This is a genomic window from unidentified bacterial endosymbiont, from assembly GCF_918797525.1.
GTDB lineage: Bacteria > Pseudomonadota > Gammaproteobacteria > Enterobacterales > Enterobacteriaceae > Enterobacter.
In genome coordinates this window covers 3,582,219-3,604,634 of sequence record NZ_OU963893.1, presented here as the reverse complement: position 1 = coordinate 3,604,634, position 22,416 = coordinate 3,582,219, and the positions used below count along the sequence as shown (strand labels likewise).

Sequence of the window (22,416 nt, the reverse complement as noted above, 5' to 3'; positions counted from 1 at the left end):
GATGGATAGCTTAAAACAACGCATCGTTGATTACGTGGCCGCTAACCAGCCTGTTAAGCGCGCTGACCTCATTGTGGTGATTGGCATTAGTGGTAAGGGCCTCGATCGGGAAGTCGCTGCACTACGCGGTCTGGGTCTGATTTTCAGCATGGCGGGCTTCGGCTACTTCTCCAGTGAAGCTGACTATCAGGAATGGCGAAAAGGCGCAGGCGCTCTCCATCTGAAAAACCGGGCGATGAATGGCGCATTCAGCAGTGCGGCAGCGCGACGAGTAAGCGATGACAGCTATCCGGTGCGGATCGCGTCTGTACTGAGTGATGGCAGCAAACTGGGAGCAGCTCAAATTGCTGAAGCCATGGGTACCAGTTACCGGAGCATCTCCAGCGTTATTTCGGTGATGGTCAACTCTGGTGAGCTGAAGTTTGAAGGTCCGAAAGGTCACCGCGTTTATTCGCTGGCGCAGGCAAAAAAGAAAGCCGGCCGTCGTGCTGATTCGGTGAACGTGATCTGCCAGGAGTGCCGCAACAGTGCGGTGATGAAACGAATTTTAAGCGTATACGGGGTGAGAGCATGAAACCGAGTTATGAAGAGTTAGAGCAGAAGCTTGCAGAGTCACAGCGCGAGTTCCGTGCTGCTGTTCTGGAACTACGTAAGGTTCGTAATGAAGCCGCTGCGCTGGCTGCGGAGAATGAGGAGCTGAAGGAGCTTATTGAGCAGCACGCTGGATCCATTACTGTGTGTCCAAATTGCTCACATGAAGAGCCGAGCGAAACAGACGATATCATTGCACTTTATCGCTCAATGGAAACCCCAGAGACCGACGCTTTTCTGGCTGGAGTGCGGGCTCAGGCCCACAAGGAAGGCGCTCACTTTGTTGCTAACCGGATGCTGGCCGCATGGGATGCGGGTTTTATCGACGACACGGCGAAAAACGCGGCTGACATCGCGCGGATGATTCTCACATCTACAGAGTTTATGGCTAATGCGCCGGAGGGGGATTTCGATCGCTCGTTCGCTGATGGCGTACTCGAAGACATCGCCGCCCAGCTTCGCAAAGGAGTGCAGTCATGAGCAACTCTATCGCAGACGGCGCGAAATTAACGCCGGAAACATTCGCAGATTTCATTGAGCGTTTGAAGTATCACCATCGCGGCGAGGGGGTTAATCGTCATGCCACCGCCGATCCAATTTTCATGGTTCAGAAGCAGGCAACCATTTATGGCTTGGCGGAGGAGTTCGGAGAATCGAAGATAGTCCATGTCGAAGACTGCGAATGGGATAGCCCGCAAGAATATTGGGACGATCTGGATGAACAGCAGCAGGAAGAGTTAAACGCCTTCTGCATTGACAAGTGCGATACAGCATTTACCGATCTCGACGAAGACGCTCAGTGGGAAGTGCTGGCTGACCTTGACGGCCACACTGTCTGCGGAACTCGTAAAGAGTGGCAGAACATCAACGCTCATCTTACCCGTGAAGCAGCGGAGGCTTTCATTCGCCGTAAGCAGCATGATTATCCTCCTCTGCGGGTCTACGTCGAGAGCATGTACTTCGGGTGGGAGTATCAGGAAATCATCAAGGCGCTTTGTGATGGGCGCTTAGTGCTCGCAGATAGCCGGGAGGCCGCCCAATGAGCAACATCGACAAACAGGCGTTGACTGCTGAATCAGCGCGCGAATCAGGAAACATCCTGCTCATTGTGGCTGCTCGCATTGCCCGTCGTGAACTCTTCACGCCACTGCATTACGTCAGCGAGCTACCTCAGAAAGTGGTTAGTATGCGCGTATTCCGAGAAGCGCTGGAGAGGTCTGAGGAAAATCTACTGCGCGAGGTGCGCAAAATAGTTGACGAACACGATCGGATGAATAAAAAGCTCAAAGAGACAAAAGATGCGCTGGAAGCTAAAGACAGGCAGATTGCAGATTTGAAAGAGGCATTCATCATTGCCTTGTCCGCTGCTGGTATCGACACAGCCGCCGGTAAAGGAGACTGAGCATGGAAGCGCAGATATCAATAGTTCGGCCTGGTGCTGCTGATGACAAAGAAATCAGGCTAATCATTCGTCTGGCGATGGGGAAAACAATCACCGCTCTGATGACTCCAGAAAACCTTGCTCTGGCATTAACTGGCAAATCAGACCTGCCGGCAGAGCTTAAGTTGCGAAACGTTGAGATTGAGGTTAAGTAGCCATGAGCACTATTACCAGAGAGCAGTTACGCGAACGTGCGCGCGAAAAGGTTAAAAGTCTGGAGTTTGCCGTCACGCAGACCTCTTTCGCTGATTCACGGGCTGATCTTGAAGAAGAGCTTGAGCTGGCGCGTATCGCGCTGGCATCGCTCGAAGCTAAACCGATAGGAGCTTTTCACATCGCCGATCAGCAAGTGGACGGAAACACGGATTATATCAAGGATGGCGAGTGGCCCATTGATGACGGCGTTATTGAGGTCTACGCCGCCCCGCCAGCGCCGGTATCAATGAAAGACCATCAGATTCGTGAGCTGGTGAACGAGCTGCGTGATATCGCCGTAGAGTATCACGGTACACAGCAGCTTCGTGAACGCATCGCCAGAACCGTACGCAACGCCATGCTTCAGGGTGCAGATCGACCACAAAACGTACCGCAAAATATTCCGGAAAATATTCCAGTCACACAGTTTAAGTCGGTAGCAGACCTGTACGGCCTAACCTCACCAACTGGCAGCGAAACATCATTCACTTTCGACGCTGTTGAAGCTCGTGATTTCATTGATGGCGGCTGGTCATGTCAGGAATACGTGGAGCTTGAACGCTTTCAGGATGCTATGAGCAGCAACTCTCCGGTGATTCCGGATGGTTGGGTGATTGTTCCAGAAGAACCCACCCATGAAATGCTTGAGGCTGATGATGAACAATTCGGAACTTACGATGTGTATCGCCGGATGATAGCAGCAGCACCGCAGCAGGAGGTGAAGTGACGAGAAAGTTGACGAGAATTACCATAGATATAAATCAAGGCCCTTAGTGGCCTTTTATTCTATGATAAACGGACTTTGTTTGAGAGTGACACCATGAAGCCGAAGAAGCTAAATGCTAAGCAGCAGTATCAATTAGATCTTGAATTAGTTAAGAAGAAGCCCGCTAACCGGACCGAAGCAAAAGCACATTTGGCTGCACAGTTGCGGATCAGCAAGTACAAGACGCATACCTCTTCCAAAATCCTCGTTGGCAGTTTTAGGGGAAAAAAGAAAGTACATTTCAGTAAGGCGGAACAAGCAGCCAGGGCAGTACTAAATAAAGCAAATGCCATTAGATTTTCCGAAGGGGAGGTCGAGTCCGTCGATACGGATCGAATCTCAGAAAGTAATAAACGCTGGCGGGGGAGAACTGCTGACTAATGTCTGACTGGAATATTGCTGCAAAGCCACAGGAAGAGCGCGACAAGGTTAACGTTGACCTGGCGGCCAGCGGCGTGGCGTACAAAGAACGTCTGAACATGCCGGTTATCGCAGAGCAAGTAGCGCGTGAGCAACCAGAGCATCTACGCGAGTATTTCATGGATCGCGTGCGATACTAACGCGAGCAGAGCATACAGTTGCCGCGGGCATCCGATCCGCGTTATATCGAGATGGCCATCTAGAACGAGAAAAAATAACTCAAGGGGATTTATGAGCCCAGACTCATGGAGTGCTATAGCTGGTTGCGCCTCTGCCGTCGCTGCTGGCATCAGCCTTTTTGTTACATGCAAAGGAATTCATTTTCAGAAGCAAGCATTCAGAGAAACACTAAGAAGAAATATTCAGGATGCACTCACTTATCAGGCTGAGAGGGCAAATTTATCCTCTACGGGGAAAAGTGACGCAGAATGGACTTTTCCGCAATTTGCGAACATTATTTTCGCCATCGATACGGCGAGAAACATGGTATCGCGTATGGATAAAAACGCAGGAATGAGCAAGGAAGAAGCGGGGGAATATTTCTTAGAACGGCTGAACCACAATATCGTAACCTCATTCAGAAACGGATCACCACCTGATGTGGCCTACCAAAGCAAAGGTCCTATATCGGAGATTCGTGAATTAGTTACGCTATGGAATGCTAATGCCCATTTTTTGGGATTTAGAGATGTTAATTTTAGTCCCTGACCTTTGATTTTCTGGAATCAACCAGCCATAATTAAATCACCGTAGGCCTGAACACCCGGCGGTGACTTCTGCGCATTTAAGGGGACTTAAATGCGATCACAACCTGAACTCTTCACCTTGTCACAGATGCAGAAATGCACCTGCGATTTTCTGCATTCTGCGTTACCTCTAGGAGGTGGCGTATGAAGCAGCACTACTGCATCGTTAACGACACCGTTAAAGACAACCTCATCGCGTACATTCGCACCCTGCCGGTAAACCCTCGCGCGCCGATGGTGGTCGAGGCCCGGGAAGAAACCCGCACTGACAAGCAAAATCGTTTGATGTGGCCGCTGCTGAAAGACCTATCTGATCAGGTAGTGTGGCACGGAGAAAAGCTGAACCGCGAAGAGTGGAAGGACCTGATCACCGTTCTGGTGAATCAGACTCAAGACCAGGAGCAGAAATCCGCACCGGGCATCAACGGCGGCCGCGTTTATTTCGGCGTTCGCACATCTAAATCCAGCAAGCGCTACATGGTCGACGTCATCGAGGCGATTTACTGGTTCGGCACCGAGCGCGGCGTAAAGTTCTCCGAAGCATCCAGTAAGCGTATTGCTTGGGCGCAAGAATGGAGGGCCTCCCGTGGGTAATCCTCTCGCACGCGTCATCACAAACGAAATCTTCCGCGTTCCGGCGCGCCGCCAGCGAAAGCGCGCGGTTAACTCGTCCGACATCCCGACACTGAAGGGTTACACCGCCCGTCTTGTGGATCAGAAATGGCTGCGTCTCGCGGCAAGGAGGAAGCATGCGTAAACCGTCCCGCCGTAAGTGCAAAGTATGCGGTGAATACTTCGTGCCGAAATTTCACGACATCCGGATCCGCTGGTGCTGCCCGGAGCACGGCGCAATCCTCGCGATGGAAGAACGCGAGAAGGAGAAGGTTAAAGCCGCTGCTAAGCGCATCAAGGAACGCAAAGAGAAGGAGCGCGCGGAACGCCGGGATCTGAAAGCAAGAAAGGTGGCACTAAAAACGAAACCGCAGTGGAGAGCTGAAGCGCAGGCGGCTTTCAACCGGTATGTCCGTTTGAGGGATGCCGGTAAGCCGTGCATCAGCTGCGGCCGTCTAACAGAGCAGAAGTTTGGCGGTACCATGGACTGCGGCCACTACCGCACCCGCGGCGCAGCGGCGCATCTGGCTTTTAACCTTCACAATACCGCAGCCCAGTGTGTCTATTGCAACCGGGATCGGGACGGCGCGCAAAAGGCTTTTGAACAGGGCCTTATTGAGCGCATCGGTCCCGAGAAAGTTGAGGCGATAAACAACGATAACGCTGTCCGCCGGTTCGACATCCCATACCTGCAGCGCATCAAATCCATTTTCACCCGTAAAGCCCGCGCACTGGAAAAACGCCGGGCCCGCCGACAGGAGGCCGCATGAACCTTACCGACTTCCTCCGGTACCAGGCTGAAAGCGTTAAGCGCGCCAGCATGCCTCCAGTAGCAAAGTACGGCCAGACCAAAATAAACCAGCCTCAGAAGGAAGCCGCATGAGAAATATTCAGCAAGTATTAGAGCGCTGGGGAGCGTGGGCCGCCGATAACAGCGAAGATGTTTACTGGCCGCCGATTGCAGCTGGTTTCTCTGGGCTCATACCATCGAAGGTGCGCACTCGTCTTCAGTGCTGCGATGATGATGGTCTGATTATCTCAAACCTGATGGCTGGATTAAGGTCAAAGCATCCTGTGGCTCACGACCTGCTTTTCGATTACTACGTTTTCGGAAAAACCTTCATGCAACTGGCGAATGCGCATCATTGTTCTGACGGGCACATAGGGAAAAAACTATCCAACGCTGAGGGGATTGTTGATGGCCTCCTTATGGCGCTGGAAATCAGGCTGGAAATGGACAGGGATGTAAGGATTTTTCCGGCGGCATGAGAGGAAAATTAAACTGTATTCATATGAATATGGTTGCCGTAGATAGCCCACTCAGGTGGGCTTTACTTAATTATCGTCCAGATACTCCATGCGGCGACCAAGTATCTCAGCAAGTCGCCTAGCGTGCTCTTCTCCCTCGCGAAGAATGTCTGCTGTGAAAGGATCTTTTTTCGCAAGGTCACCAAGGAACCGCTCTTTCTCTTCTGCTGTCGATGCGGCATTAAAAGCGGCTTGAGTTGAGTCGAAATCAACAAGGTCGCTTTCAGAAATAGCCTTATCGGTATCCAGCGTTTCTTGAAGTATCTGCACAATCTCAGAGTTCATCGACCTTCCATTTCGCTTGGCCCGCTCTGCTATGGCGTCACGCATCCCGTCCGGGAAACGTAGGTTGAACTTGTCGTAGTCTTTTACTTGTTTTTCGGCCATTGCAAATCCCTCAAAAAATCAATGGTGCCATATTGCCATATCATTTCAATGGTGGCATTATGGCCTCGTGGTGGCGTTGTGGCCTCTAAGGAGATGAGAGTGGAAAAGACTGAAGTAAAAACGACCCTGCGTTATCCGCAGAAGTTGAAAGAGGAGTTTAAACGCATAGCCGATGAGGAGGGGCTTTCAGAAAATGCAGCTTTGGTTCAAGGATTGGTATGGTGGCTCAAGTACAGAGAGAAAATGCAACATGCACTGTAAAAATGATGAAGCCCCAATGGCTGCAACCATCGAGGCTTCGATATCAACAAATCTGATTGGGAAATATTGACATGACAATTTTAGCAATTGCAGATCGTACAATCAACGTGCCTTTCTATGGTAATTCTCTTTTCGTTGTTGAGCATAACGGAGAGGCGTACACCCCAATGAAGCCGATTGTTGAAGGTATGGGGTTGGACTGGAAATCGCAACATAAGAAGATTTCTCAACGCTTTGCGAAAGGTATGGTCGAAATCACCATACCTTCGACTGGCGGGATGCAATCTATGATTTGCCTGGCGTTACGCAAGCTAGCTGCTTGGCTGAACAGCATTAGCCCGAACAAGGTTCGCCCTGAAATCCGTGACCGGGTGATCCAGTACCAGGAAGAATGCGACGACGTTCTCTACGAATACTGGACGAAGGGCGAGGTCAAAAACCCGCGCAAAGCTAAAAAGGCGTTACCTGGTAAAATCACCGCTGAGCAGCAGGAGGCGATCAAGCAACTGGTAATGACGCGCGGCAAGGCGCTGCCGAAAGAGAATCAGGCCAAGGCGATGATTACCATGTGGTCCTCACTGAAATCTCACTTTGGTTGCAGCTACAAGGAAATCAGCGACGATCAGTTTACCGAGGCACTTTCTATCGCCGCGCGTGTACCACTGGATGGGGAGTTCCTCGGAAAGCAGGAGGTGCTTCCGGCACCGAAGCTTGACGTTAACCTTCCCATCCAGTGGTGGATCGAAAACAATCCGGTGGTGCGCAGCGGAAACCTGTCATTCGGGAAGTCAATGTGCGCTCCGGCTCTTGACGTTACCATGCCGATGTTGTGGGTGATAATTCAACGTCGGCAGCCATTCGCCTGATCAACATTCTTGAGGCTGCGGGATTTGATGTGTCTGCACCCAAGGCTGAAATCGTAGCAATGCGAAGTCATCTGGCTAATGTTGAATATGGAATGAAAGCCATCGCTGACGCTTGCCGCCGGGCTGGCAATAAAACAATCTCCTTCCGAGGGGTTAAAGCTGAGTTCGTAATCAACTAAATACTTTACGTACGTAAAAACATGAATATCATGGTAAGAGTGGTCACTTCGACACGAACTTAAACAAACAAGCCCGAGGTTAACGCCTTGGGCTTTTTATTTGGGCTGCTATCTGACGGCCTTTTTTATTCCCCTCACTCTGAGAGGACTCACGGCAATAAGAGGGGACTAAATGTCTGATCCTGTTTCTGGCACTACTGTAGCAGCTGGTGGTCTGATGGGTGCCAGTATGTTCGGTCTGGCAACCGGCATTGATTACGGTGTGGTGTTTGGCGCTTTTGCTGGCGCGGTGTTCTACGTCGCTACAGCGGTAAATATCACCCGCCTTAAGCTGGTGGGCTACTTCATCACGTCATTCATCTTTGGCGTTCTTGGTGCTCCATTGGTTGGCTCCTTCTTCTCGAAGTGGACCAACTACAGCGACAGGCCGCTTGATGCACTGGGGGCGGTAATGGTGGCCGCCGTGGCAATTAAGTTGCTAACGTTTGTCCATAATCAGGATTTGGGTAGCCTGTTTGGAATTCTCTCTCGCTTACGTGGAGGAGGGACCAGTAATGGTAACAAGTGATCCTGCAGCAATGATCAACGCCCTTATTTGCGGCGTAATCGTTATTCTCCTGATGTTTTACCAGCGTGGCGGGTCGAGACATCGCCCACTGATATCGCTGATGGCCTATTTCACGGTGCTGGTATACGCCAGTGTTCCTTTCCGTTTCCTGTTCGGCCTTTACCATGAATCGCACTGGTTCATTGTGCTGGTGAATGTCCTGATTTGCGCTGCTGTTCTTTGGGCCAGGGGAAACGTTGCACGCCTGGTTGATGCTCTGAGGCACTAATGAACCAAAAACAATTTCAGAAGGCGGCTGGCATTAGCGCCGGGATTGCTTCGCGCTGGTTTCCGCATATTGATTCCGCTATGAGCGAATCCGGCATCATTGCACCGATCGATCAGGCCATGTTTATCGCGCAGATGGGCCATGAGTCCGGCGGCTTCACCCGGCTGGTAGAAAACCTGAACTATGCGGCAGAAAATCTGGTGCCGACATTCGGAAGACACCGCATTACCGTACAGCAGGCGGCCGCACTCGGCAGAACGGCAACGCAACCGGCAAATCAGAAAGCGATAGCCAATCTGGTTTACGGCGGTGAGTGGGGTAAAAAGAACCTGGGTAATCAGGTTGCTGGTGATGGCTGGAGATATCGCGGTCGCGGACTGAAGCAAATCACCGGGCTAAGCAATTACCGCAACTGTGGCCACGCACTGAAGCTGGATCTTGTAACCCGGCCAGAACTCCTGGAGCAGGATGAATATGCTGCCCGCTCAGCGGCATGGTTCTATGTCTCTCACGGCTGTCTGCTTTATTCCGGCGACGTGGAGCGCGTAACACTTATTATTAATGGTGGACGCAACGGTCTTGATGACCGCCGCGCGCGGTTCAGCCTGGCGAAATCAGTGCTGATGTGAGGTGACTATGGGGATTGAAACGTTAATCGGCCTGGTTGCCGCAGTTTTAGCTGCCATCGCTGGCGCTTTTGGCCTGGGCCACATGCGCGGCGCCAGCAAAGCAGAAGTGAAAGCAAACCAGCAGCGCACCGAAGAGAACGCAGCGGCAAAAATCGCAGCAGCGGAACGCCGGGTTGAGGCAGCAAAAGAGGCCAGTAATGTACAGCAGACTGTTAACCGTATGCATGATGACGATGTTGATCGCGAGCTGCGTGACACGTGGCAGCGCCCCGGTGGTGATTGATACTGCCTGTGAATGGAGTAAGCCGCTCTATCTGACCAGACAGGATATCGTTGTGATGGACAGGCAGACGAAGCGCGATGTCCTGGCACACAACAAATCGTGGCAAAACAATTGCGAGAATGTAAGAGAAAAAAGAGCCTCGTCCCTGAGGTTCTGGCACAGTCTCTCCTCTGGACTTTAACCATAGCAAATTCTCACAGCCTCGCATCATTCGCCTTAACTACCGGATAGAGAGCCATCGTTTCTGGAAGATGGAGACAGCACCCGCCACGCTGGTGGATATGGGCGCGTTTGGTATGGCTGCGAAGTCGTTAGGTGATTGCATTGTTACCGGCCCTAAGGTTCATACAATCTTTAAAACTGATGGTATCGGTAAAGAAAGCGCTTGGTTTAAACATAAATAATTTTGACGGGGTTAAGAATGATGCAGAACCACGAGTTAGTAGTTTCGTCTTTCATCGCTAACGGTGAAGTTATTAATGCTACCGTGAGCGTAAGGGCGAAGGCGGTACCAATGTTAAACATTTTCAGTATGGCGGTTTATATTGCTCGAATTGAGGGAGGCACGCTTGAATATTATGAAGGTGAAGCCATAAAAACTGCTGCAAATATCATCAGCGTTGTAAATGACGAAATTAATAAAGCGGCCTGAAGGCCGCTCACAATTATTTAATAAACTTCTCTGGTTTCGGCTGGAGCATTATTTGCACAGACGGCTGAAGCAACTCGTTGATGGCAGACTTGATAGGTGCTGACTGACTGTGATTCAGTTTATCCAGAGATTCTGAAAGAGTCTCTCTGAGTTTGGAAGAAAACTGACTATCGCCCGATTGTTCATCGAGAAGCTTGATCATGCGAGTGATTACAAAGTTTGCGGCTGCACCTTTTTTTGCCATCTGCTGTTCAAGAGTAGCGATTTTGTGCAGAAGAGAAGCTGTTTGTTGATCCATTTATATTTCCAAATCCAGAGGTAATCAGCCATCCCTCCGTGCCTGAGTGCGACAGTGTCCCATCACTGACGGGCTGAACAACAACTTTGACTAGGGTTAATATGAAGTAACACCCTGATATTCAGACAGTAGCCGCCATCGTGCGGCTTTTTTATTGGAGATTCGCTGGTGGCTGAAGAGATTAAGTATGTTGTGGTTGGCCACCATTTACGGGTAGCCTGCGTAAAATTGCGCCCGCTGATTTTTTAAGAAAATTATGCAAAACCTCATTACAGAAGCTCTTCACTGAGGGCTTCGATAATGAAAAAAAGCCCTCACGAGGAGGGCAGGCAGATGCTTAATTTTGAGCATCTTACTCTAAGGAGTTGCTCTCTCTGGTGTTGGTAGGAGCCAGCTCAGAGAGTCTTAATGATGGACGCTACTGTCGTTTTAACAAGCGTAAGCGGTAATTTTTAGGAATTACCTTAGGATTATTCCCTACAGGAAATGCTTTTTCAATATCCTCACAAGCGGATAAAGGAACAGGCATAACTTACTGAGGATATGTCGATGATACATCTAAGCCGATACCGTTATAACAAAAGCCAAGCTTGTAGGCAGATTGAGCAAAACTGTTTACGACGTTCAAAGCTGATTATTTACACCAAAAATGGTCCTGTATAAAAAAGGAGTTCTGTGATGAAATTTAGAATTTTTATACTGGTAGTTTTATGCTCCCAGCTTTCTGCGTGCACCACTCTATATTATCGGTGAATGTTATGTTAAAGGTTGAGCATTTCCTTATTCCCTTTTTCATCACTGGCTGTATTAACGTTTATGGCCCTGTGAAAGCAGGAGGGCAGTCAAGTAATTCAGAGCAGAGTGTTGATGCGTTAGGAATGTTAACTTCTGCCCCCTCAATAAAAATTGGCAACCGCAAGCCTGATGAACTGATTAACGCAGTTCAACTTTATTATCAAAAAAAAGGGATGACCCCTGTTGTAAATGACCAAACCATTGGGATCGTTGCTGCTGTTGGTGAAGATGTTGAATTTGCTTCCTTAATTCTCGATTGCACAGAGGTTAAGCAAACTCAAAACATTCAGGAGCGTTATCGTGTAGTCACGCAGGTATGGAGTGCAGGAGAAGGATCAAATGTCTCAGTATCAGTCACAGGGACTGCTGGTCTCGTAACTGCGGACGGGAATGATAAAGTCAAGCCAGTAGAATGCAAAAGCACAGGTGCATTCGAAAAAGACCTCCTGGAGAGGCTAAGTAAGTGAACCTTAAGGCGTTTAATCTGACTGTGTTATGCTTCGAAAAAATTTCCCTTCCGAACTGAAATCCAGCACTTCGGAAGGGTGACCAAAACGGTCTTCGTTTCAAGGAGGCTCGGACTTTAAAGCAAAGCCTAAGAGAAATCTCAGTTATAAGTTTAAATGTTTTATATGGTGATTTATAAGTGATAACTAATTTCATGAGTTATAGTTAGTGTTGTAATTATTTGTTTTTCCTAAAGTGACTTTCAAAATTGGAATTGTGTACTAATTTCAATATACACAAGTGAATCGATATCTTTGTCATTCGGCTGAATCCCCCTCTGCGGTGGGGCAAGCAGTCGCTGTTGCACGTAACGTTTGCGGATTTGCAGACTGTGGCAAATTCACCGGGAGGCACCCGGCATCCGAAGGCATAACTAAAGGAATAGACTAAACATCGAGCTAAGTGTGATGTGCTATCTACTTACTGCAAGACCCAGCCAGTTCAGTCCGAACTGGCTTTTTTTTGCAACTTAAACCACTCATTGACCGCATGAATTCATTTTGATTAAGTTATTGATGTGATGAATCCCTCCAGACGGTGGTACGCCTTGTTGACTTCTGTCTGCATATATGCACGTGGCTTTGATAACCAGCGAGAGGTCACCGGGAGGCACCCGGCATCACATACTTGAAAAAAAACATTTCCTCGACCACCGGGTTCTGAATCGTCATATACACTTCTTAATGAAACAATTTAAGGGGTGAATAATGAAAGAGGGATATTATTGGATCAGACACAATGAATGTGTCCAGATAGCTTACTTTTCGTATGGTAAAACCGAAGATATGGTTACAGGGAAAATAATCAGAGGTATATGGCATCTAACTCGTGGCTACGATCTTTGCCATAACGGTGAAGCTGTCGTTCTCAAAGGACCAATACCCCCACCTCACTGAACAAGATTCGATTATTTCAGGCCGCCTCCGGGCGGTTTTTATTGCCATCACATTGAACATTACAATGGGTATTCACAGAGTGTCTGTGATAATGACGAATTGTGGTGAATGCAGGATGCTGACCTGCGCGCCATAGAAGCGTCCCGTGAAAAACGGGCAAGCCTGAAACCAGATTCACTTCGGTGAATCCCCGCCGTGTAATTTGTAATGCACGCCGTGGCAGCACAGGACACCACATCTATTCAAGCCACTGGCATCCGCTGGTGGCTTTTTTATTGGAGTGAGTAATGGCAAAACCGGACTGGGGCGAGCTTCAGCAACGGTTCCTGTCCGAACATGCCGCAACCGGCGTATCACCAAAGGAATGGTGTGAAGCGCAGGGACTGAATTACGCTACCGCCCGTCGATATATCAAAAAACCTTCTGCGCAAAAATCTGCGCAGAAAAAAGTGCGCACTGCGCAAAAAGAACAAAGCGCAAATGAGCTGATGGATGATGATGGATTAACGGCACAGCAAAGACGTTTTGTCGCAGAATACCTGAAGGATGGTAACGCCACCGCCGCCGCTGCACGCGCTGGTTATAGTGACCCAAATTACGGTCGTCAGCTTATAACGAATCCTAACGTTGCTCAGCCCATTGCGCAGCAGCAGAAAGCATCCATTGCGCGCACGCTTGGCGGTGCCGATGAAGTCCTCGCGCAGATGTGGCAGCTCGCCACCTTCGACGCAAACCAGCTTTCACAATATCGTCGTGGTGCGTGTCGTCACTGCTGGGGCTTTGGCCATCAATATCAATGGCGCGATGCCGTGGAGTTTGAAGAGAAGCGGCTGGAAGTTAAAGAACGCGACAAGCGTGAGCCAGTCGACGTGGGCGGCTATGGATATGACCACAACCGAGACCCAAACCCTGAATGCCCGCGCTGCAATGGCGATGGCATTGGCCAGCCTTACTTCGCTGACACAAGGAAACTTTCCCCTGATGCTGCGTTGGCATACTCCGGCGTCAAGCTGGGGAAGAGTGGAGTGGAGATAAAGGCCATAAGCCGCGAGCGCATGTACGAAGCGGTTATGAGGCGCCTGGGCCTGGCCGATAGCGAATTCGCGCAGCGCCTGCAGCAGATTGAAATCGAACGCCGGCAGCTTGAGGTCGAGAAACTCCGCAAAGAGCTAGCCGGTGATGGTAATGACGATGAACCTACCCCAGTGCAGATCAATATCAACGTAGTGGATGCGAGGGCAGAGGATGGGGATCAGCCCGACACTTAACATCCCTCAGGCGCGCTTCCTTGCGATGCAGCACAAATTCAAAGCCTACGTTGCCGGGTTTGGTTCCGGTAAAACGTGGGTGGGTTGTGGCGGCATCTGCAAAGGGATGTGGGAGCACCCTAAAATCAACCAGGGGTATTTCGCGCCGACGTACCCGCAGATCCGTGACATCTTCTACCCGACGATTGAGGAAGTGGCCTTTGACTGGGGGCTGAGCGTCATAATCAATGAGGGGAACAAAGAGGTTCACTTCTACGAGGGGCGACGATACCGCGGGACCACAATCTGCCGCTCAATGGAGAAGCCCGGCTCGATAGTCGGTTTCAAAATCGGTAACGCGATGGTTGATGAGCTGGACGTCATGGCGGCAGCCAAAGCGCAACAGGCATGGCGAAAAATCATAGCCCGTATGCGTTACAAGGTCGATGGGTTGCGTAACGGCATCGATGTCACCACAACGCCGGAAGGCTTCAAATTCGTCTACCAGCAGTTCGTGAAGGCGGTGCGTGAAAAGCCCGAGCTTTCTGCTCTGTACGGTCTGATACAGGCCAGTACGTTCGACAACGCGAAGAATCTGCCCCCGGATTACATCCCGTCGCTGCTAAGTTCTTATCCTGATGAACTGATTCAGGCATACCTGCGCGGGAAGTTCACCAACCTCAACAGCGGGACCATCTACCACACCTTCAACCGCAAGCTAAATAACTGTTCTGACGAGATTCAGGATGGGGATCCGCTGTTTATCGGCATGGACTTCAACGTGGGGAAAATGGCCGCGATTGTTCACGTTAAGCGAAACGGCCTGCCGCGCGCTGTTCGTGAGTTAGTGAAAGTCTACGACACGCCGGCGATGATTAAGCGCATTCAGGAAGAGTTCTGGCGCTATGAGCATGGTCGCTACGTGAAGAGCCGGGAGATTTACATCTATCCGGATGCGTCAGGCGACTCCCGCAAGTCCCAGAACGCCAGCAAGACCGATATCGCCCAGCTCAACGATGCCGGATTCAGCGTCATCGTTGATGATGCCAACCCGCCGGTTAAAGACCGCATCAACTCGATGAGCGCCATGTTCTGCAACGCCAACGGCGAACGCCGCTATCTGGTTAACGTGCAAAACTGCCCGGTCTATACCGAAAGCCTTGAACAACAAGTCTGGGCAGCGAACGGCGAGCCGGACAAAAAAGCGGATAACGATCACCCCAATGATGCTGGTGGGTACTTCATCGTGAAGGATTACCCGATCGTGAAACCAGCATACTCAATCACCATGGACACCACCTTCTGATATGGCAAACGACGACATCACCTGGGTTCGACCAGAACACCGGGGCGGCTTCTGCTGCCTGGAAGAAATATCGTGATTTCTGTAAGGGAGTTGAGGCGGTAAAAGCCGCGGGCAATAAGTACCTGCCTTATCTCGACCCAACCGATAAATCCACGCGCAACCGTAAGCGCAATGAGGACTATCTTAGCCGCGCGGTATTCTATGCCATTGCCGCTAATACGAAGATCGGCATGCTTGGTATGGCGTTTAGAAAGGATCCCACCTTCAGCGGTCCGGAAAAGCTGAAATACCTGCTGGACAATGCTGACGGGGCCGGTACCAGTATTTATCAGCAGTCGCAGCTGGTGACCGAGAACGTGCTGGAGGTTGCGCGAGAGGGCATTTACGTCGATTACGCTGCAGAGTCCGACGAAGCGATTATCCTCCGCTACCAGGCAGAGAACATCATCAACTGGCGAACGAAGCGTATCAATGGACGCGATCAGCTGGTGCTGGTGATCCTGCGTGAATGTGTAGAAGAGCCTGACGGTTTCGCTTATAAGGACGAAATCCAGTACCGCGAACTGGAGCTGGCAGAGGGGAAGTTTATCTGTCGGGTCTGGCGCCGGGCTGGTGGTAGCGCAAGCGGAGCCTATACCGTTAGCAGCGAATATCAACCGAAGCCGAAAGGAAAGGACTACTGGGACGAAATCCCGTTCACCTTTGTAGGTGCCCAGAACAACGACCCTACTATCGATGACTCTCCGCTGGCCACGCTGGTGGAAATTAACCACGGCCATTACCGCAACAGTGCTGACTATGAGGACAGCGTGTGGTTCTGCGGACAGGTTCAGCCGTATATCACTGGGCTTGATACCAACTGGCGCGACCACCTGGAAAAAAAAGGCGTCAAAATCGGTTCCCGCTCACCCTTATTGCTTCCTAAAGAAGGCTCGTTTGGCTATGCCCAGGCGCAGCCGAACATGCTGGCGAAAGAGGCCATGGACAGCAAGCGTGATTACATGGTGCAGCTTGGCGCGCGGCTGATTGAGCAGAACGCCACGGCGAAGACGGCAACGCAGGCAAGCGGTGAACAGAGCGCATCAACCTCTGTGCTGGGTATCTGCGTTTCAAACGTATCAGAGGCCTATACGCTGGCGCTGGGCTGGTGCGCAAAATATCTGGGAATTAAAGGCGATGAGCCAGCCTACACCATCAACCAGGAATTCATCGCGAAGGTTGCAGAGTCTGGCATGGTAACTGCTATTGTAAACGCGTGGCAGTCCGGCGCGCTGCGCGATACCGACATGATAAGGGTGCTTCAGAAGCTCGACCTCATCGACCCGGCAGACAGCCCGGACGAAGTGATTGATGCACTTCGCAACCAAGCCCCCACATTGACCGGTGGCTGATATGGCAACCGTAAACGAAAGCCTGCGCGATGAGTCGATCGCACATTCCGTCTGGTTGAGCCGCTATGCAACAGGCGTGGCAAACCGGATGATGAAGTTGCTTAACGAGACGGATGCTGACCTGTCGGCACGTCTACTGGATGCGCTGGACAGATTACCTCCTGAGAGCTTCACCGTTAGCCGTCTGCAGAGTTTACTGGGCAGTGTGCGCGATCTTAACCATCAGGCCGTAGCCACCATGCAGGCCGGGCTCGAGAGTGAGCTGGTGGCGCTGGCAAAGAACGAAGCCAGTTATCAGATGAGCCTGTTCGATTCCCTTCTGCCTTCACAGGTCCTGTCTCACTATCCGCTGCAGGGCATCACCTCCGATATGGTGTATGCCGCGGCGATGGCGCAGCCCTTTCAGGGGAGGCTGCTGAGTGAGTGGGCGGAGAATCTGAAATCGGACAGGCTGGCGCGGATAGTGAACGCCGTCCGCAGGGGGTATCTTGCCGGCGACACGGTAGAAACAATCGCGCGCAGTGTTCTCGGCCACGCCAGTAAAGATTATCGCGACGGCGCGCTGCAGATGAGCAGGGCAAACGCCGCCAGCATCGCTAAAACAGCCGTGAATCATCTGGCTGCCACAGCACGCAACAGCTTCACCAGTGCCAACAGCGATATCGTGAAAGGCAAACAGTGGCTGTCTACGCTGGACAATAAAACAAGTCATGACTGCATTATTCGTGACCTGCTGCGCTACACCCTGGATAACAAACCGGTCGGGCATAAGGTGCCTTACCTGCAGGGACCAGGGAAAATTCATTTCTGCTGCCGTTCTACTGAAACCCTAATCCTTAAATCCTGGCGCGAACTTGGCATCGATATCGATGAGATGGACGAGGGAAGTCGTGCCAGCATGGATGGACAGGTACCGGGGAAAACTTCGTATCTGGAATGGCTCGCGCGTCAGCCAGCTCAACGGCAGGATCAGGTTCTGGGTGCCGAGCGTGGCCGTTTGTTCCGCGCGGGTGAAATCGACCTGGAGGATATGTTCACTGACAAAGGCGAATGGATCAGCCTGGAACGTCTGAAACAGCTCTCAGGTACTGACTACTAACAACCATTACTTTCTTCACGCCCTGGCATCCGCCGGGGCTTTTTTATGGGCGAGGCCCGGCAAAATCCCAAGGGGAAATTATGTTAATTCGAAACATGCTCTTGAAATTTTACGCACCAGAAAGCGGCGGAGAGGGCAGCGGTGGCGGTGGTATCGAAATCACGCCAGAAATACAGAAGCTGATTGATGAGCGTGTGACCAGCGAAGTCACTGGCCTGAAATCAAAAAACTCTGAGCTGCTGGGCACCATCAAGCAGCAAAAAGAAACCCTGTCTCGCTTTGATGGTATCGATCCTGACGCAGTGCGCGGGATCCTCCAGCGTTTTTCCGACGACGAAGAGGCAAAGCTTATCGCCGCCGGAAAAATTGATGAGGTGCTCGATAAGCGCACCGAGCGTCTGCGTGCTGACGTTGATAAGCAGATTAAAGCCGCAAATGAACGCGCCGACAAAGCCGAAGCGTTCTCCAACAAATTCCGGGACCGGGTTCTGGGCGATGCAATCCGTGCAGCAGCCTCAAAAGCTGGCGCGCTGCCGGAAGCATCCGACGATCTGATTCTGCGTGCCAAAGGCACATTCCAGCTCAACGACGAAGGCGAGGCCGTAGCAGTTGATGCAAATGGCGATGTTCTGTTCGGTAAAGACGGCAAAACTCCACTAAGCCCACTTGAGTGGGCGGAGTCTCTAAAGGAGACGGCTCCGCATCTGTTCCCACGCGCAGAAGGCACCGGCGCGGGTGGACACAAACCAAACGGCGGTGGCAGCCTGAAACGTTCCGAAATGAGCGCCAGCGACAAAGCGGACTACATCCGCAAGCATGGCCAGCAGGCCTTCCTCAAACTTCCGAAATAAGGGATTAACCCATGCCTACCACTGTTAATAGTGACCTGATTATTTATGATGACCTGGCGCAGACCGCTTTCCTCGAGCGCCGCCAGGACAACCTGGCTATTTTCAACGCGTCCTCCAACGGCGCGATCCTGCTGGATAACGAGCTGATTGAAGGCGACTTCCGCAAGCGTGCCTTCTACAAGGTTGGCGGCTCTATCGAATCGCGTGACGTTAACTCCACCGAAAAAGTGACGGGTAAGAAGATTGGCGCCGGCGAAGCAGTTTCCGTCAAAGCGCCGTGGAAATACGGTCCATACGAAACGACTGAAGAAGCGTTCAAACGCCGCGGCCGCTCGGTTGACGAGTTCTCCGAAGTGATCGGCACTGATGTGGCTGACGCGACGCTGGAAGGCTACGTGAAATACGGTCTGAAGGCGCTGACGGCTGCTATTGGCGCCAACGCCGACATGGTCGTAACAGCCGACATTGAAACTGACGGTAAGAAGACCCTGACGCGCGGTCTGCGTAAGTACGGCGACAAGTTTAACCGTGTTGTGCTCTTCGTTATGCACTCCGCTACCTACTTCGACATCGTGGATGAGGCGATCGCCAACAAAATCTATGAAGAAGCGGGCGTGGTGGTTTACGGCGGGCAGCCGGGCACCCTGGGTAAACCTGTGCTGGTTACTGACACCATGGACGCTGATGCGATCCTTGGGCTGGTGGCCGGAGCGGTTACCGTCACCGAATCTCAGGCGCCGGGCTTCCGTTCCTACGATATCAACGATCAGGAAAACCTTGCGGTTGGCTATCGTGCTGAAGGCGTGGTGAACGTTGACCTGTTGGGCTACAGCTGGGATACCGCCAAAGGTGATAACCCTGACCTGACCGCCATCGGCACTGCGGGCAACTGGAAGAAACACTTCACCAGCAACAAATCTACGGCAGGCGTGCTGATTAAACTGGAATCCGCAGTGGGGGAGTAACGCTGTCAGCGGATAAAACCTCCGCAACTGCTGACAGCACAGACGCGGTAACTGTTTCTCTGAAGTACACGCTGAATGGCTCCGGTGTATCCGGTAAAACCGTAGCGTGGACGTCCACAGGTGGCACGCTTAGCACGGCCAGTTCTCAAACAGGCTCTGCTGGTGGTGCAACGGTGAAACTCACATCAGACGTTGCTGGCACCTTCAAGGTAACCGGCACGGTTGAAGGAGTGGCGAAAACCACGGATGAGATCACCTTCACTGCGCCTGCCGGAGAATAACGAATGGGGCGAAAGCCCCATAAACAGGATGATTCGATGATCAATACCGATATCACCTCTCCTGATGCCAACAGCTACGCCAGTGAAGAGGATCTTGCCTCATTTGCGGAAATACGCGGCATTGAACTGCCTGACAAGCTCACACCTTTGCTGATTAAGGCAATGGATTACCTGGAGGGGCTGGAGTGGGTTGGCTCAAAAACTGACCCGAGACAGGCTCTGGCCTGGCCACGCGTGAATGTCGTTCTGGATGAACATGATTTCCCGCCGGATGAAGTTCCACGGCAGGTTGTAACCGCGCAGTGCATGCTGGCGGTAGAGGCAATCGAGGGCGATTTACTCTCCAGCGTGCGCGAAGCCGCTGTGAAAACTGAACGTGTGGAAGGTGCTGTAACCATGACCTATGCGGTCGCAGATGGTGAAGTCTTCACGCCGTCCTATCCTGCCGTGATGGCGCTGCTGGGCGACCTCGCTGGTGGTCGTGGTTACGCCATTAATGCATTTGCAGAGAGGGCCTGATATGGCGATTGATTACCAACGTATGCAGGCCAGAGCGACCCGCATGCTCAGGCAGAACGGCGCGACGTACAACGTCACCCGTAAAGGCTCAGTAACGGTTATCGGCGGCGTTGAGCATAAAACTGAAGCGGTCCGTTTTACTGCTGTGGGCGTGAAGACCGAATACGCGCCAGGCGAAATTGATGGAACGGTCATCGTTAACGGCGACGTGCAGATCGTTTTTACGGCAGAGCAGGAAATTAAAATCGGTGATGTGGTTGATATTGACGGCACAGCCTACCGTGTTGTCAAACCGAACCCGGCAAAACCTGCCGTGCTGGTGCTCTGCTACAAAGCGCAACTGAGAGCTTAGCATGGGCGAGAACGCGGCTTTCCTGGCTGAAATCACGGCTTTCGTTAACAAGGCGAAAACGAATCAGGAAGCAGTGGTGCGCGCCGTCGGAATCAAAATTCTTAACCAGCTGGTGGTGATGTCTCCAGTGGGCAACCCGGAGTTGTGGGAAGTTAACCAGACAGCCGTTTCCTATAATCGCGCTGTTTACGACCACAACGAGGCGCAGCGCGCCAATCCCGACAACCTGACCAAAACCGGGCGACTGAAGAAAAAAGCCCGGGTGGTGGATGGGATGGCTATCAAAGCACCGCCGGGGTATACGGGCGGACGCTTTCGCGGTAACTGGCAGGTGTCCTTTGATGCGCCAACGACTGACGAGACAGGCCGGGTTGATAAGACAGGTGATCTGACAAAAGCGGCCGGGAACTATACGCTGTCGCTCTTCAAAGTCGGGATGAAGGCCATTTATTTCTGCAACAACGTGCCCTATGCCTATCCGCTTGAAATGGGGCATTCCACACAGGCTTCGGGCGGCATGGTCCGCATAACTGCAGCTGAGTTTCAACGCTTCTTTGAGGAAGCTGTCAGGGAGGTGACTAAGTGATTCCTGATATTGCATCTGCACTGGCCGCCAGACTGGGTACCTGGGCTGATGCCGAGGGCATTTCGGTTGCATGGGAGAACGTGCCGTTTACACCTCCTGCTAACGAGATGTACCTGGCCGTTCACGATATGCCCGTTACGCCGCGAACAATCGATCTCGGCTTGCGCTGCCGGACTCATTCTGGCGTGTACCAGATTAATGTCGTGGCGCCAGCCAGCTCCGGCCGTACCTCCGTCGTTGCCCTGGCGGGCAGAGTGGCGGAATTGTTCCCCGAGGGGCAGGAAATTGCAGGTAAAGACTTTACCTGCTGGATTAGCAGCGCGCCTGGCATATTCCGCGGCGTCCCTACACCTGTGTCCTACACCGTTCCTGTCAGCCTGAATTATCGGGCAGACATTACCAGCTGATTCCCTATCTGATATCCCACACCTGACCGGCTTAACGCCGATTATCTTGTTTCTGAAGGAGAAACCATTATGGGCTTTGCATTGCCTAACGGCGCTCATGTTTATCTGGCGTCGGGCTACGGCCCGGCCATTACTTTCACCGGTACGACGAATGCTGAGCACGCGGTGATCACCGTCAGCGCCGCGGACGATATTGCGGTCGGTGATATCGTTCACGTGAACTGCAACTGGTCGGGTATTGATAACGTTATCGCGAAAATCGACGCGATTGCGGAGAATGCCGTCACCCTTCGCAACATCAACACCACAAACAAAAACAAATATGCCCCGGGAGGCGGTTCCGGCTTTATTCGCAAGATTGAAGAATGGACCGAACTTCCACAAATCACTGAGGTATCTAAATCTGGTGGCGATCAGAACACCACACAGATTCAGTTCCTCAGCGATGATCGCCAGCGCAACCTGAACACCTATAAATCTGCTGTCTCTCAGACTTACTCGATCGCTCACGACTCAACTCTCCCGGTATATCCGTTGCTGCGCCAGCTGGACGAAGACGAAGAGACTGTGGCGGCGTACATGTACGTGCCGAAGGCGAAGGAAAACCGTTACTGGACGGCCACGGCATCTTTTGACGACACGCCGGCCACGGCGGTGAACGAAGTCGAAACGGTAAGCGTCGTGCTGAACCTGCAATCGCCAGCGATGACGTTCTACAAAATCACAGGCACCGCAGCATAAACC

At 51.8% G+C, this 22,416-nt stretch carries 33 protein-coding genes and 4 pseudogenes; 35 read left to right on the top strand and 2 right to left on the bottom strand.

What is annotated here, in order from left to right; translation table 11 throughout:
• Position 1: 1 nt before the first annotated feature.
• The 14 genes and pseudogenes from NL510_RS17235 to NL510_RS17170 all read left to right on the top strand — a co-directional run bounded on the left by NL510_RS17235 (position 2) and on the right by NL510_RS17170 (position 6,040).
• Complete coding sequence (locus NL510_RS17235) at positions 2-574, top strand: ArsR family transcriptional regulator (RefSeq protein WP_253378552.1); 573 nt, start codon at positions 2-4, stop codon at positions 572-574.
• Entirely contained in the window at positions 571-1,071 is a 501-nt protein-coding gene (locus NL510_RS17230; RefSeq protein ID WP_253378550.1) for a hypothetical protein, read from the top strand. Before NL510_RS17235 ends, NL510_RS17230 begins: the two co-directional genes overlap by 4 nt.
• On the top strand, positions 1,068-1,634 hold the full coding sequence (locus NL510_RS17225; RefSeq protein WP_253378548.1) for a hypothetical protein: 567 nt from the start codon (positions 1,068-1,070) through the stop codon (positions 1,632-1,634). The genes NL510_RS17230 and NL510_RS17225 overlap by 4 nt, the downstream gene beginning before the upstream one ends.
• The gene (locus tag NL510_RS17220) at positions 1,631-1,993 is read left to right on the top strand and encodes a hypothetical protein (RefSeq protein WP_253378546.1); all 363 of its coding nucleotides are present in this window, start codon (positions 1,631-1,633) and stop codon (positions 1,991-1,993) included. The genes NL510_RS17225 and NL510_RS17220 overlap by 4 nt, the downstream gene beginning before the upstream one ends.
• 2 nt (positions 1,994-1,995) lie before the next feature.
• Positions 1,996-2,187, top strand: a complete 192-nt coding sequence (locus NL510_RS17215) for a hypothetical protein (protein WP_253378544.1) — start codon at positions 1,996-1,998, stop codon at positions 2,185-2,187.
• 2 nt (positions 2,188-2,189) lie between these two features.
• Positions 2,190-2,954: a hypothetical protein gene (locus tag NL510_RS17210; protein WP_253378542.1), complete on the top strand. Its 765-nt coding sequence runs from the start codon at positions 2,190-2,192 to the stop codon at positions 2,952-2,954.
• 93 nt (positions 2,955-3,047) lie between these two features.
• On the top strand, positions 3,048-3,374 hold the full coding sequence (locus NL510_RS17205; RefSeq protein WP_253378540.1) for a hypothetical protein: 327 nt from the start codon (positions 3,048-3,050) through the stop codon (positions 3,372-3,374).
• Positions 3,374-3,550: pseudogene (locus NL510_RS17200) on the top strand (DNA polymerase III subunit theta); the annotation flags it as partial. The gene NL510_RS17205 and the pseudogene NL510_RS17200, both read left to right, overlap by 1 nt.
• 94 nt (positions 3,551-3,644) lie before the next feature.
• Positions 3,645-4,121 carry a hypothetical protein gene (locus NL510_RS17195; RefSeq protein ID WP_253378537.1) on the top strand — a complete coding sequence of 159 codons (477 nt, stop codon included), beginning with the start codon at positions 3,645-3,647 and terminating at the stop codon, positions 4,119-4,121.
• A 182-nt stretch (positions 4,122-4,303) separates the two neighbouring features.
• Positions 4,304-4,753, top strand: a complete 450-nt coding sequence (locus tag NL510_RS17190) for a recombination protein NinB (protein ID WP_253378535.1) — start codon at positions 4,304-4,306, stop codon at positions 4,751-4,753.
• Entirely contained in the window at positions 4,746-4,916 is a 171-nt protein-coding gene (locus NL510_RS17185) for a NinE family protein (protein WP_253378533.1), read from the top strand. Before NL510_RS17190 ends, NL510_RS17185 begins: the two co-directional genes overlap by 8 nt.
• A complete protein-coding gene (locus NL510_RS17180) occupies positions 4,909-5,541 on the top strand; it encodes a recombination protein NinG (RefSeq protein WP_253378531.1) in 633 nt (210 codons plus the stop codon). Before NL510_RS17185 ends, NL510_RS17180 begins: the two co-directional genes overlap by 8 nt.
• Positions 5,538-5,654: a PPVAKH motif-containing phage-derived small protein gene (locus NL510_RS23170; RefSeq protein ID WP_253378529.1), complete on the top strand. Its 117-nt coding sequence runs from the start codon at positions 5,538-5,540 to the stop codon at positions 5,652-5,654. The genes NL510_RS17180 and NL510_RS23170 overlap by 4 nt, the downstream gene beginning before the upstream one ends.
• Positions 5,651-6,040, top strand: coding sequence for an antiterminator Q family protein (locus NL510_RS17170; protein ID WP_253378528.1), 390 nt, complete (start codon positions 5,651-5,653; stop codon positions 6,038-6,040). The genes NL510_RS23170 and NL510_RS17170 overlap by 4 nt, the downstream gene beginning before the upstream one ends.
• Positions 6,041-6,106: 66 nt before the next feature.
• Here NL510_RS17170 and NL510_RS17165 read toward each other — a convergent pair whose 3' ends face one another.
• A complete protein-coding gene (locus NL510_RS17165; RefSeq protein ID WP_253378526.1) occupies positions 6,107-6,466 on the bottom strand; it encodes an Arc family DNA-binding protein in 360 nt (119 codons plus the stop codon).
• 99 nt (positions 6,467-6,565) lie between these two features.
• On the opposite strand from NL510_RS17165, the gene NL510_RS17160 reads away from it, so the two are divergent.
• The 8 genes and pseudogenes from NL510_RS17160 (at position 6,566) to NL510_RS17120 (ending at position 10,172) form a co-directional block, all read left to right on the top strand.
• The gene (locus NL510_RS17160) at positions 6,566-6,727 is read left to right on the top strand and encodes a hypothetical protein (protein ID WP_253378524.1); all 162 of its coding nucleotides are present in this window, start codon (positions 6,566-6,568) and stop codon (positions 6,725-6,727) included.
• Between the two features lie 107 nt (positions 6,728-6,834).
• A pseudogene (locus NL510_RS17155) lies at positions 6,835-7,772 on the top strand (phage antirepressor N-terminal domain-containing protein).
• A gap of 172 nt (positions 7,773-7,944) precedes the next feature.
• A complete protein-coding gene (locus tag NL510_RS17150; RefSeq protein WP_253378522.1) occupies positions 7,945-8,340 on the top strand; it encodes a phage holin family protein in 396 nt (131 codons plus the stop codon).
• Positions 8,327-8,608 (top strand): phage holin family protein, encoded by a 282-nt coding sequence (locus tag NL510_RS17145; RefSeq protein ID WP_253378519.1) that lies wholly within the window; start codon positions 8,327-8,329, stop codon positions 8,606-8,608. The genes NL510_RS17150 and NL510_RS17145 overlap by 14 nt, the downstream gene beginning before the upstream one ends.
• Complete coding sequence (locus NL510_RS17140) at positions 8,608-9,237, top strand: glycoside hydrolase family 19 protein (RefSeq protein ID WP_253378517.1); 630 nt, start codon at positions 8,608-8,610, stop codon at positions 9,235-9,237. Before NL510_RS17145 ends, NL510_RS17140 begins: the two co-directional genes overlap by 1 nt.
• Positions 9,238-9,244: 7 nt before the next feature.
• On the top strand, positions 9,245-9,520 hold the full coding sequence (locus NL510_RS17135) for a hypothetical protein (RefSeq protein ID WP_253378515.1): 276 nt from the start codon (positions 9,245-9,247) through the stop codon (positions 9,518-9,520).
• A 203-nt stretch (positions 9,521-9,723) separates the two neighbouring features.
• Positions 9,724-9,924: pseudogene (locus NL510_RS17125) on the top strand (glycosyltransferase family 2 protein); the annotation flags it as partial.
• A gap of 17 nt (positions 9,925-9,941) precedes the next feature.
• Positions 9,942-10,172, top strand: coding sequence for a DUF1327 domain-containing protein (locus tag NL510_RS17120; RefSeq protein WP_253378511.1), 231 nt, complete (start codon positions 9,942-9,944; stop codon positions 10,170-10,172).
• A gap of 13 nt (positions 10,173-10,185) precedes the next feature.
• Here the strand turns inward: NL510_RS17120 and NL510_RS17115 are convergent, their stop codons facing one another.
• Positions 10,186-10,470 carry a hypothetical protein gene (locus NL510_RS17115; protein ID WP_253378509.1) on the bottom strand — a complete coding sequence of 95 codons (285 nt, stop codon included), beginning with the start codon at positions 10,468-10,470 and terminating at the stop codon, positions 10,186-10,188.
• Positions 10,471-11,228: 758 nt separating this feature from the next.
• Here NL510_RS17115 and NL510_RS17110 point away from each other — a divergent pair.
• From NL510_RS17110 to NL510_RS17045, 13 genes and pseudogenes are all read left to right on the top strand, one after another.
• The gene (locus NL510_RS17110; protein ID WP_253378507.1) at positions 11,229-11,732 is read left to right on the top strand and encodes a hypothetical protein; all 504 of its coding nucleotides are present in this window, start codon (positions 11,229-11,231) and stop codon (positions 11,730-11,732) included.
• A gap of 1,223 nt (positions 11,733-12,955) precedes the next feature.
• Entirely contained in the window at positions 12,956-13,936 is a 981-nt protein-coding gene (locus NL510_RS17100) for a terminase small subunit (RefSeq protein ID WP_253378503.1), read from the top strand.
• The gene (locus NL510_RS17095; RefSeq protein WP_253378501.1) at positions 13,914-15,221 is read left to right on the top strand and encodes a terminase large subunit domain-containing protein; all 1,308 of its coding nucleotides are present in this window, start codon (positions 13,914-13,916) and stop codon (positions 15,219-15,221) included. The genes NL510_RS17100 and NL510_RS17095 overlap by 23 nt, the downstream gene beginning before the upstream one ends.
• Before the next feature lies 1 nt (position 15,222).
• Positions 15,223-16,612, top strand: a pseudogene (locus NL510_RS17090) (DUF4055 domain-containing protein).
• 1 nt (position 16,613) lies between these two features.
• Positions 16,614-17,711 (top strand): structural protein, encoded by a 1,098-nt coding sequence (locus tag NL510_RS17085; RefSeq protein ID WP_253378499.1) that lies wholly within the window; start codon positions 16,614-16,616, stop codon positions 17,709-17,711.
• 80 nt (positions 17,712-17,791) lie between these two features.
• Positions 17,792-18,562: a hypothetical protein gene (locus tag NL510_RS17080; RefSeq protein ID WP_022651278.1), complete on the top strand. Its 771-nt coding sequence runs from the start codon at positions 17,792-17,794 to the stop codon at positions 18,560-18,562.
• 11 nt (positions 18,563-18,573) lie between these two features.
• Entirely contained in the window at positions 18,574-19,527 is a 954-nt protein-coding gene (locus NL510_RS17075) for a major capsid protein (protein WP_029882052.1), read from the top strand.
• Positions 19,509-19,808, top strand: coding sequence for an Ig-like domain-containing protein (locus NL510_RS17070; RefSeq protein WP_196373398.1), 300 nt, complete (start codon positions 19,509-19,511; stop codon positions 19,806-19,808). Before NL510_RS17075 ends, NL510_RS17070 begins: the two co-directional genes overlap by 19 nt.
• 36 nt (positions 19,809-19,844) lie before the next feature.
• Entirely contained in the window at positions 19,845-20,327 is a 483-nt protein-coding gene (locus tag NL510_RS17065; protein ID WP_196372421.1) for a DnaT-like ssDNA-binding protein, read from the top strand.
• Position 20,328: 1 nt separating this feature from the next.
• A complete protein-coding gene (locus NL510_RS17060) occupies positions 20,329-20,679 on the top strand; it encodes a hypothetical protein (RefSeq protein ID WP_196372420.1) in 351 nt (116 codons plus the stop codon).
• A 1-nt stretch (position 20,680) separates the two neighbouring features.
• The gene (locus tag NL510_RS17055; RefSeq protein ID WP_253378497.1) at positions 20,681-21,265 is read left to right on the top strand and encodes a hypothetical protein; all 585 of its coding nucleotides are present in this window, start codon (positions 20,681-20,683) and stop codon (positions 21,263-21,265) included.
• Positions 21,262-21,672 carry a DUF4128 domain-containing protein gene (locus NL510_RS17050; RefSeq protein WP_253378495.1) on the top strand — a complete coding sequence of 137 codons (411 nt, stop codon included), beginning with the start codon at positions 21,262-21,264 and terminating at the stop codon, positions 21,670-21,672. The genes NL510_RS17055 and NL510_RS17050 overlap by 4 nt, the downstream gene beginning before the upstream one ends.
• Positions 21,673-21,741: 69 nt before the next feature.
• Positions 21,742-22,413 (top strand): phage tail protein, encoded by a 672-nt coding sequence (locus NL510_RS17045; protein WP_253378490.1) that lies wholly within the window; start codon positions 21,742-21,744, stop codon positions 22,411-22,413.
• Positions 22,414-22,416: the final 3 nt, after the last annotated feature.

What these genes read in the sequence shown, in the direction of transcription:
- NL510_RS17235 (WP_253378552.1), top strand. Translation starts at nt 2, where the DNA reads ATGGATAGCTTAAAACAACGCATCGTTGATTACGTGGCCGCTAACCAG.
- NL510_RS17230 (WP_253378550.1), top strand. Translation starts at nt 571, where the DNA reads ATGAAACCGAGTTATGAAGAGTTAGAGCAGAAGCTTGCAGAGTCACAG.
- NL510_RS17225 (WP_253378548.1), top strand. Translation starts at nt 1,068, where the DNA reads ATGAGCAACTCTATCGCAGACGGCGCGAAATTAACGCCGGAAACATTC.
- NL510_RS17220 (WP_253378546.1), top strand. Translation starts at nt 1,631, where the DNA reads ATGAGCAACATCGACAAACAGGCGTTGACTGCTGAATCAGCGCGCGAA.
- NL510_RS17215 (WP_253378544.1), top strand. Translation starts at nt 1,996, where the DNA reads ATGGAAGCGCAGATATCAATAGTTCGGCCTGGTGCTGCTGATGACAAA.
- NL510_RS17210 (WP_253378542.1), top strand. Translation starts at nt 2,190, where the DNA reads ATGAGCACTATTACCAGAGAGCAGTTACGCGAACGTGCGCGCGAAAAG.
- NL510_RS17205 (WP_253378540.1), top strand. Translation starts at nt 3,048, where the DNA reads ATGAAGCCGAAGAAGCTAAATGCTAAGCAGCAGTATCAATTAGATCTT.
- NL510_RS17195 (WP_253378537.1), top strand. Translation starts at nt 3,645, where the DNA reads ATGAGCCCAGACTCATGGAGTGCTATAGCTGGTTGCGCCTCTGCCGTC.
- NL510_RS17190 (WP_253378535.1), top strand. Translation starts at nt 4,304, where the DNA reads ATGAAGCAGCACTACTGCATCGTTAACGACACCGTTAAAGACAACCTC.
- NL510_RS17180 (WP_253378531.1), top strand. Translation starts at nt 4,909, where the DNA reads ATGCGTAAACCGTCCCGCCGTAAGTGCAAAGTATGCGGTGAATACTTC.
- NL510_RS23170 (WP_253378529.1), top strand. Translation starts at nt 5,538, where the DNA reads ATGAACCTTACCGACTTCCTCCGGTACCAGGCTGAAAGCGTTAAGCGC.
- NL510_RS17170 (WP_253378528.1), top strand. Translation starts at nt 5,651, where the DNA reads ATGAGAAATATTCAGCAAGTATTAGAGCGCTGGGGAGCGTGGGCCGCC.
- NL510_RS17165 (WP_253378526.1), bottom strand. Translation starts at nt 6,466, where the DNA reads ATGGCCGAAAAACAAGTAAAAGACTACGACAAGTTCAACCTACGTTTC.
- NL510_RS17150 (WP_253378522.1), top strand. Translation starts at nt 7,945, where the DNA reads ATGTCTGATCCTGTTTCTGGCACTACTGTAGCAGCTGGTGGTCTGATG.
- NL510_RS17145 (WP_253378519.1), top strand. Translation starts at nt 8,327, where the DNA reads ATGGTAACAAGTGATCCTGCAGCAATGATCAACGCCCTTATTTGCGGC.
- NL510_RS17140 (WP_253378517.1), top strand. Translation starts at nt 8,608, where the DNA reads ATGAACCAAAAACAATTTCAGAAGGCGGCTGGCATTAGCGCCGGGATT.
- NL510_RS17135 (WP_253378515.1), top strand. Translation starts at nt 9,245, where the DNA reads ATGGGGATTGAAACGTTAATCGGCCTGGTTGCCGCAGTTTTAGCTGCC.
- NL510_RS17120 (WP_253378511.1), top strand. Translation starts at nt 9,942, where the DNA reads ATGATGCAGAACCACGAGTTAGTAGTTTCGTCTTTCATCGCTAACGGT.
- NL510_RS17115 (WP_253378509.1), bottom strand. Translation starts at nt 10,470, where the DNA reads ATGGATCAACAAACAGCTTCTCTTCTGCACAAAATCGCTACTCTTGAA.
- NL510_RS17110 (WP_253378507.1), top strand. Translation starts at nt 11,229, where the DNA reads ATGTTAAAGGTTGAGCATTTCCTTATTCCCTTTTTCATCACTGGCTGT.
- NL510_RS17100 (WP_253378503.1), top strand. Translation starts at nt 12,956, where the DNA reads ATGGCAAAACCGGACTGGGGCGAGCTTCAGCAACGGTTCCTGTCCGAA.
- NL510_RS17095 (WP_253378501.1), top strand. Translation starts at nt 13,914, where the DNA reads ATGGGGATCAGCCCGACACTTAACATCCCTCAGGCGCGCTTCCTTGCG.
- NL510_RS17085 (WP_253378499.1), top strand. Translation starts at nt 16,614, where the DNA reads ATGGCAACCGTAAACGAAAGCCTGCGCGATGAGTCGATCGCACATTCC.
- NL510_RS17080 (WP_022651278.1), top strand. Translation starts at nt 17,792, where the DNA reads ATGTTAATTCGAAACATGCTCTTGAAATTTTACGCACCAGAAAGCGGC.
- NL510_RS17075 (WP_029882052.1), top strand. Translation starts at nt 18,574, where the DNA reads ATGCCTACCACTGTTAATAGTGACCTGATTATTTATGATGACCTGGCG.
- NL510_RS17065 (WP_196372421.1), top strand. Translation starts at nt 19,845, where the DNA reads ATGATCAATACCGATATCACCTCTCCTGATGCCAACAGCTACGCCAGT.
- NL510_RS17060 (WP_196372420.1), top strand. Translation starts at nt 20,329, where the DNA reads ATGGCGATTGATTACCAACGTATGCAGGCCAGAGCGACCCGCATGCTC.
- NL510_RS17055 (WP_253378497.1), top strand. Translation starts at nt 20,681, where the DNA reads ATGGGCGAGAACGCGGCTTTCCTGGCTGAAATCACGGCTTTCGTTAAC.
- NL510_RS17045 (WP_253378490.1), top strand. Translation starts at nt 21,742, where the DNA reads ATGGGCTTTGCATTGCCTAACGGCGCTCATGTTTATCTGGCGTCGGGC.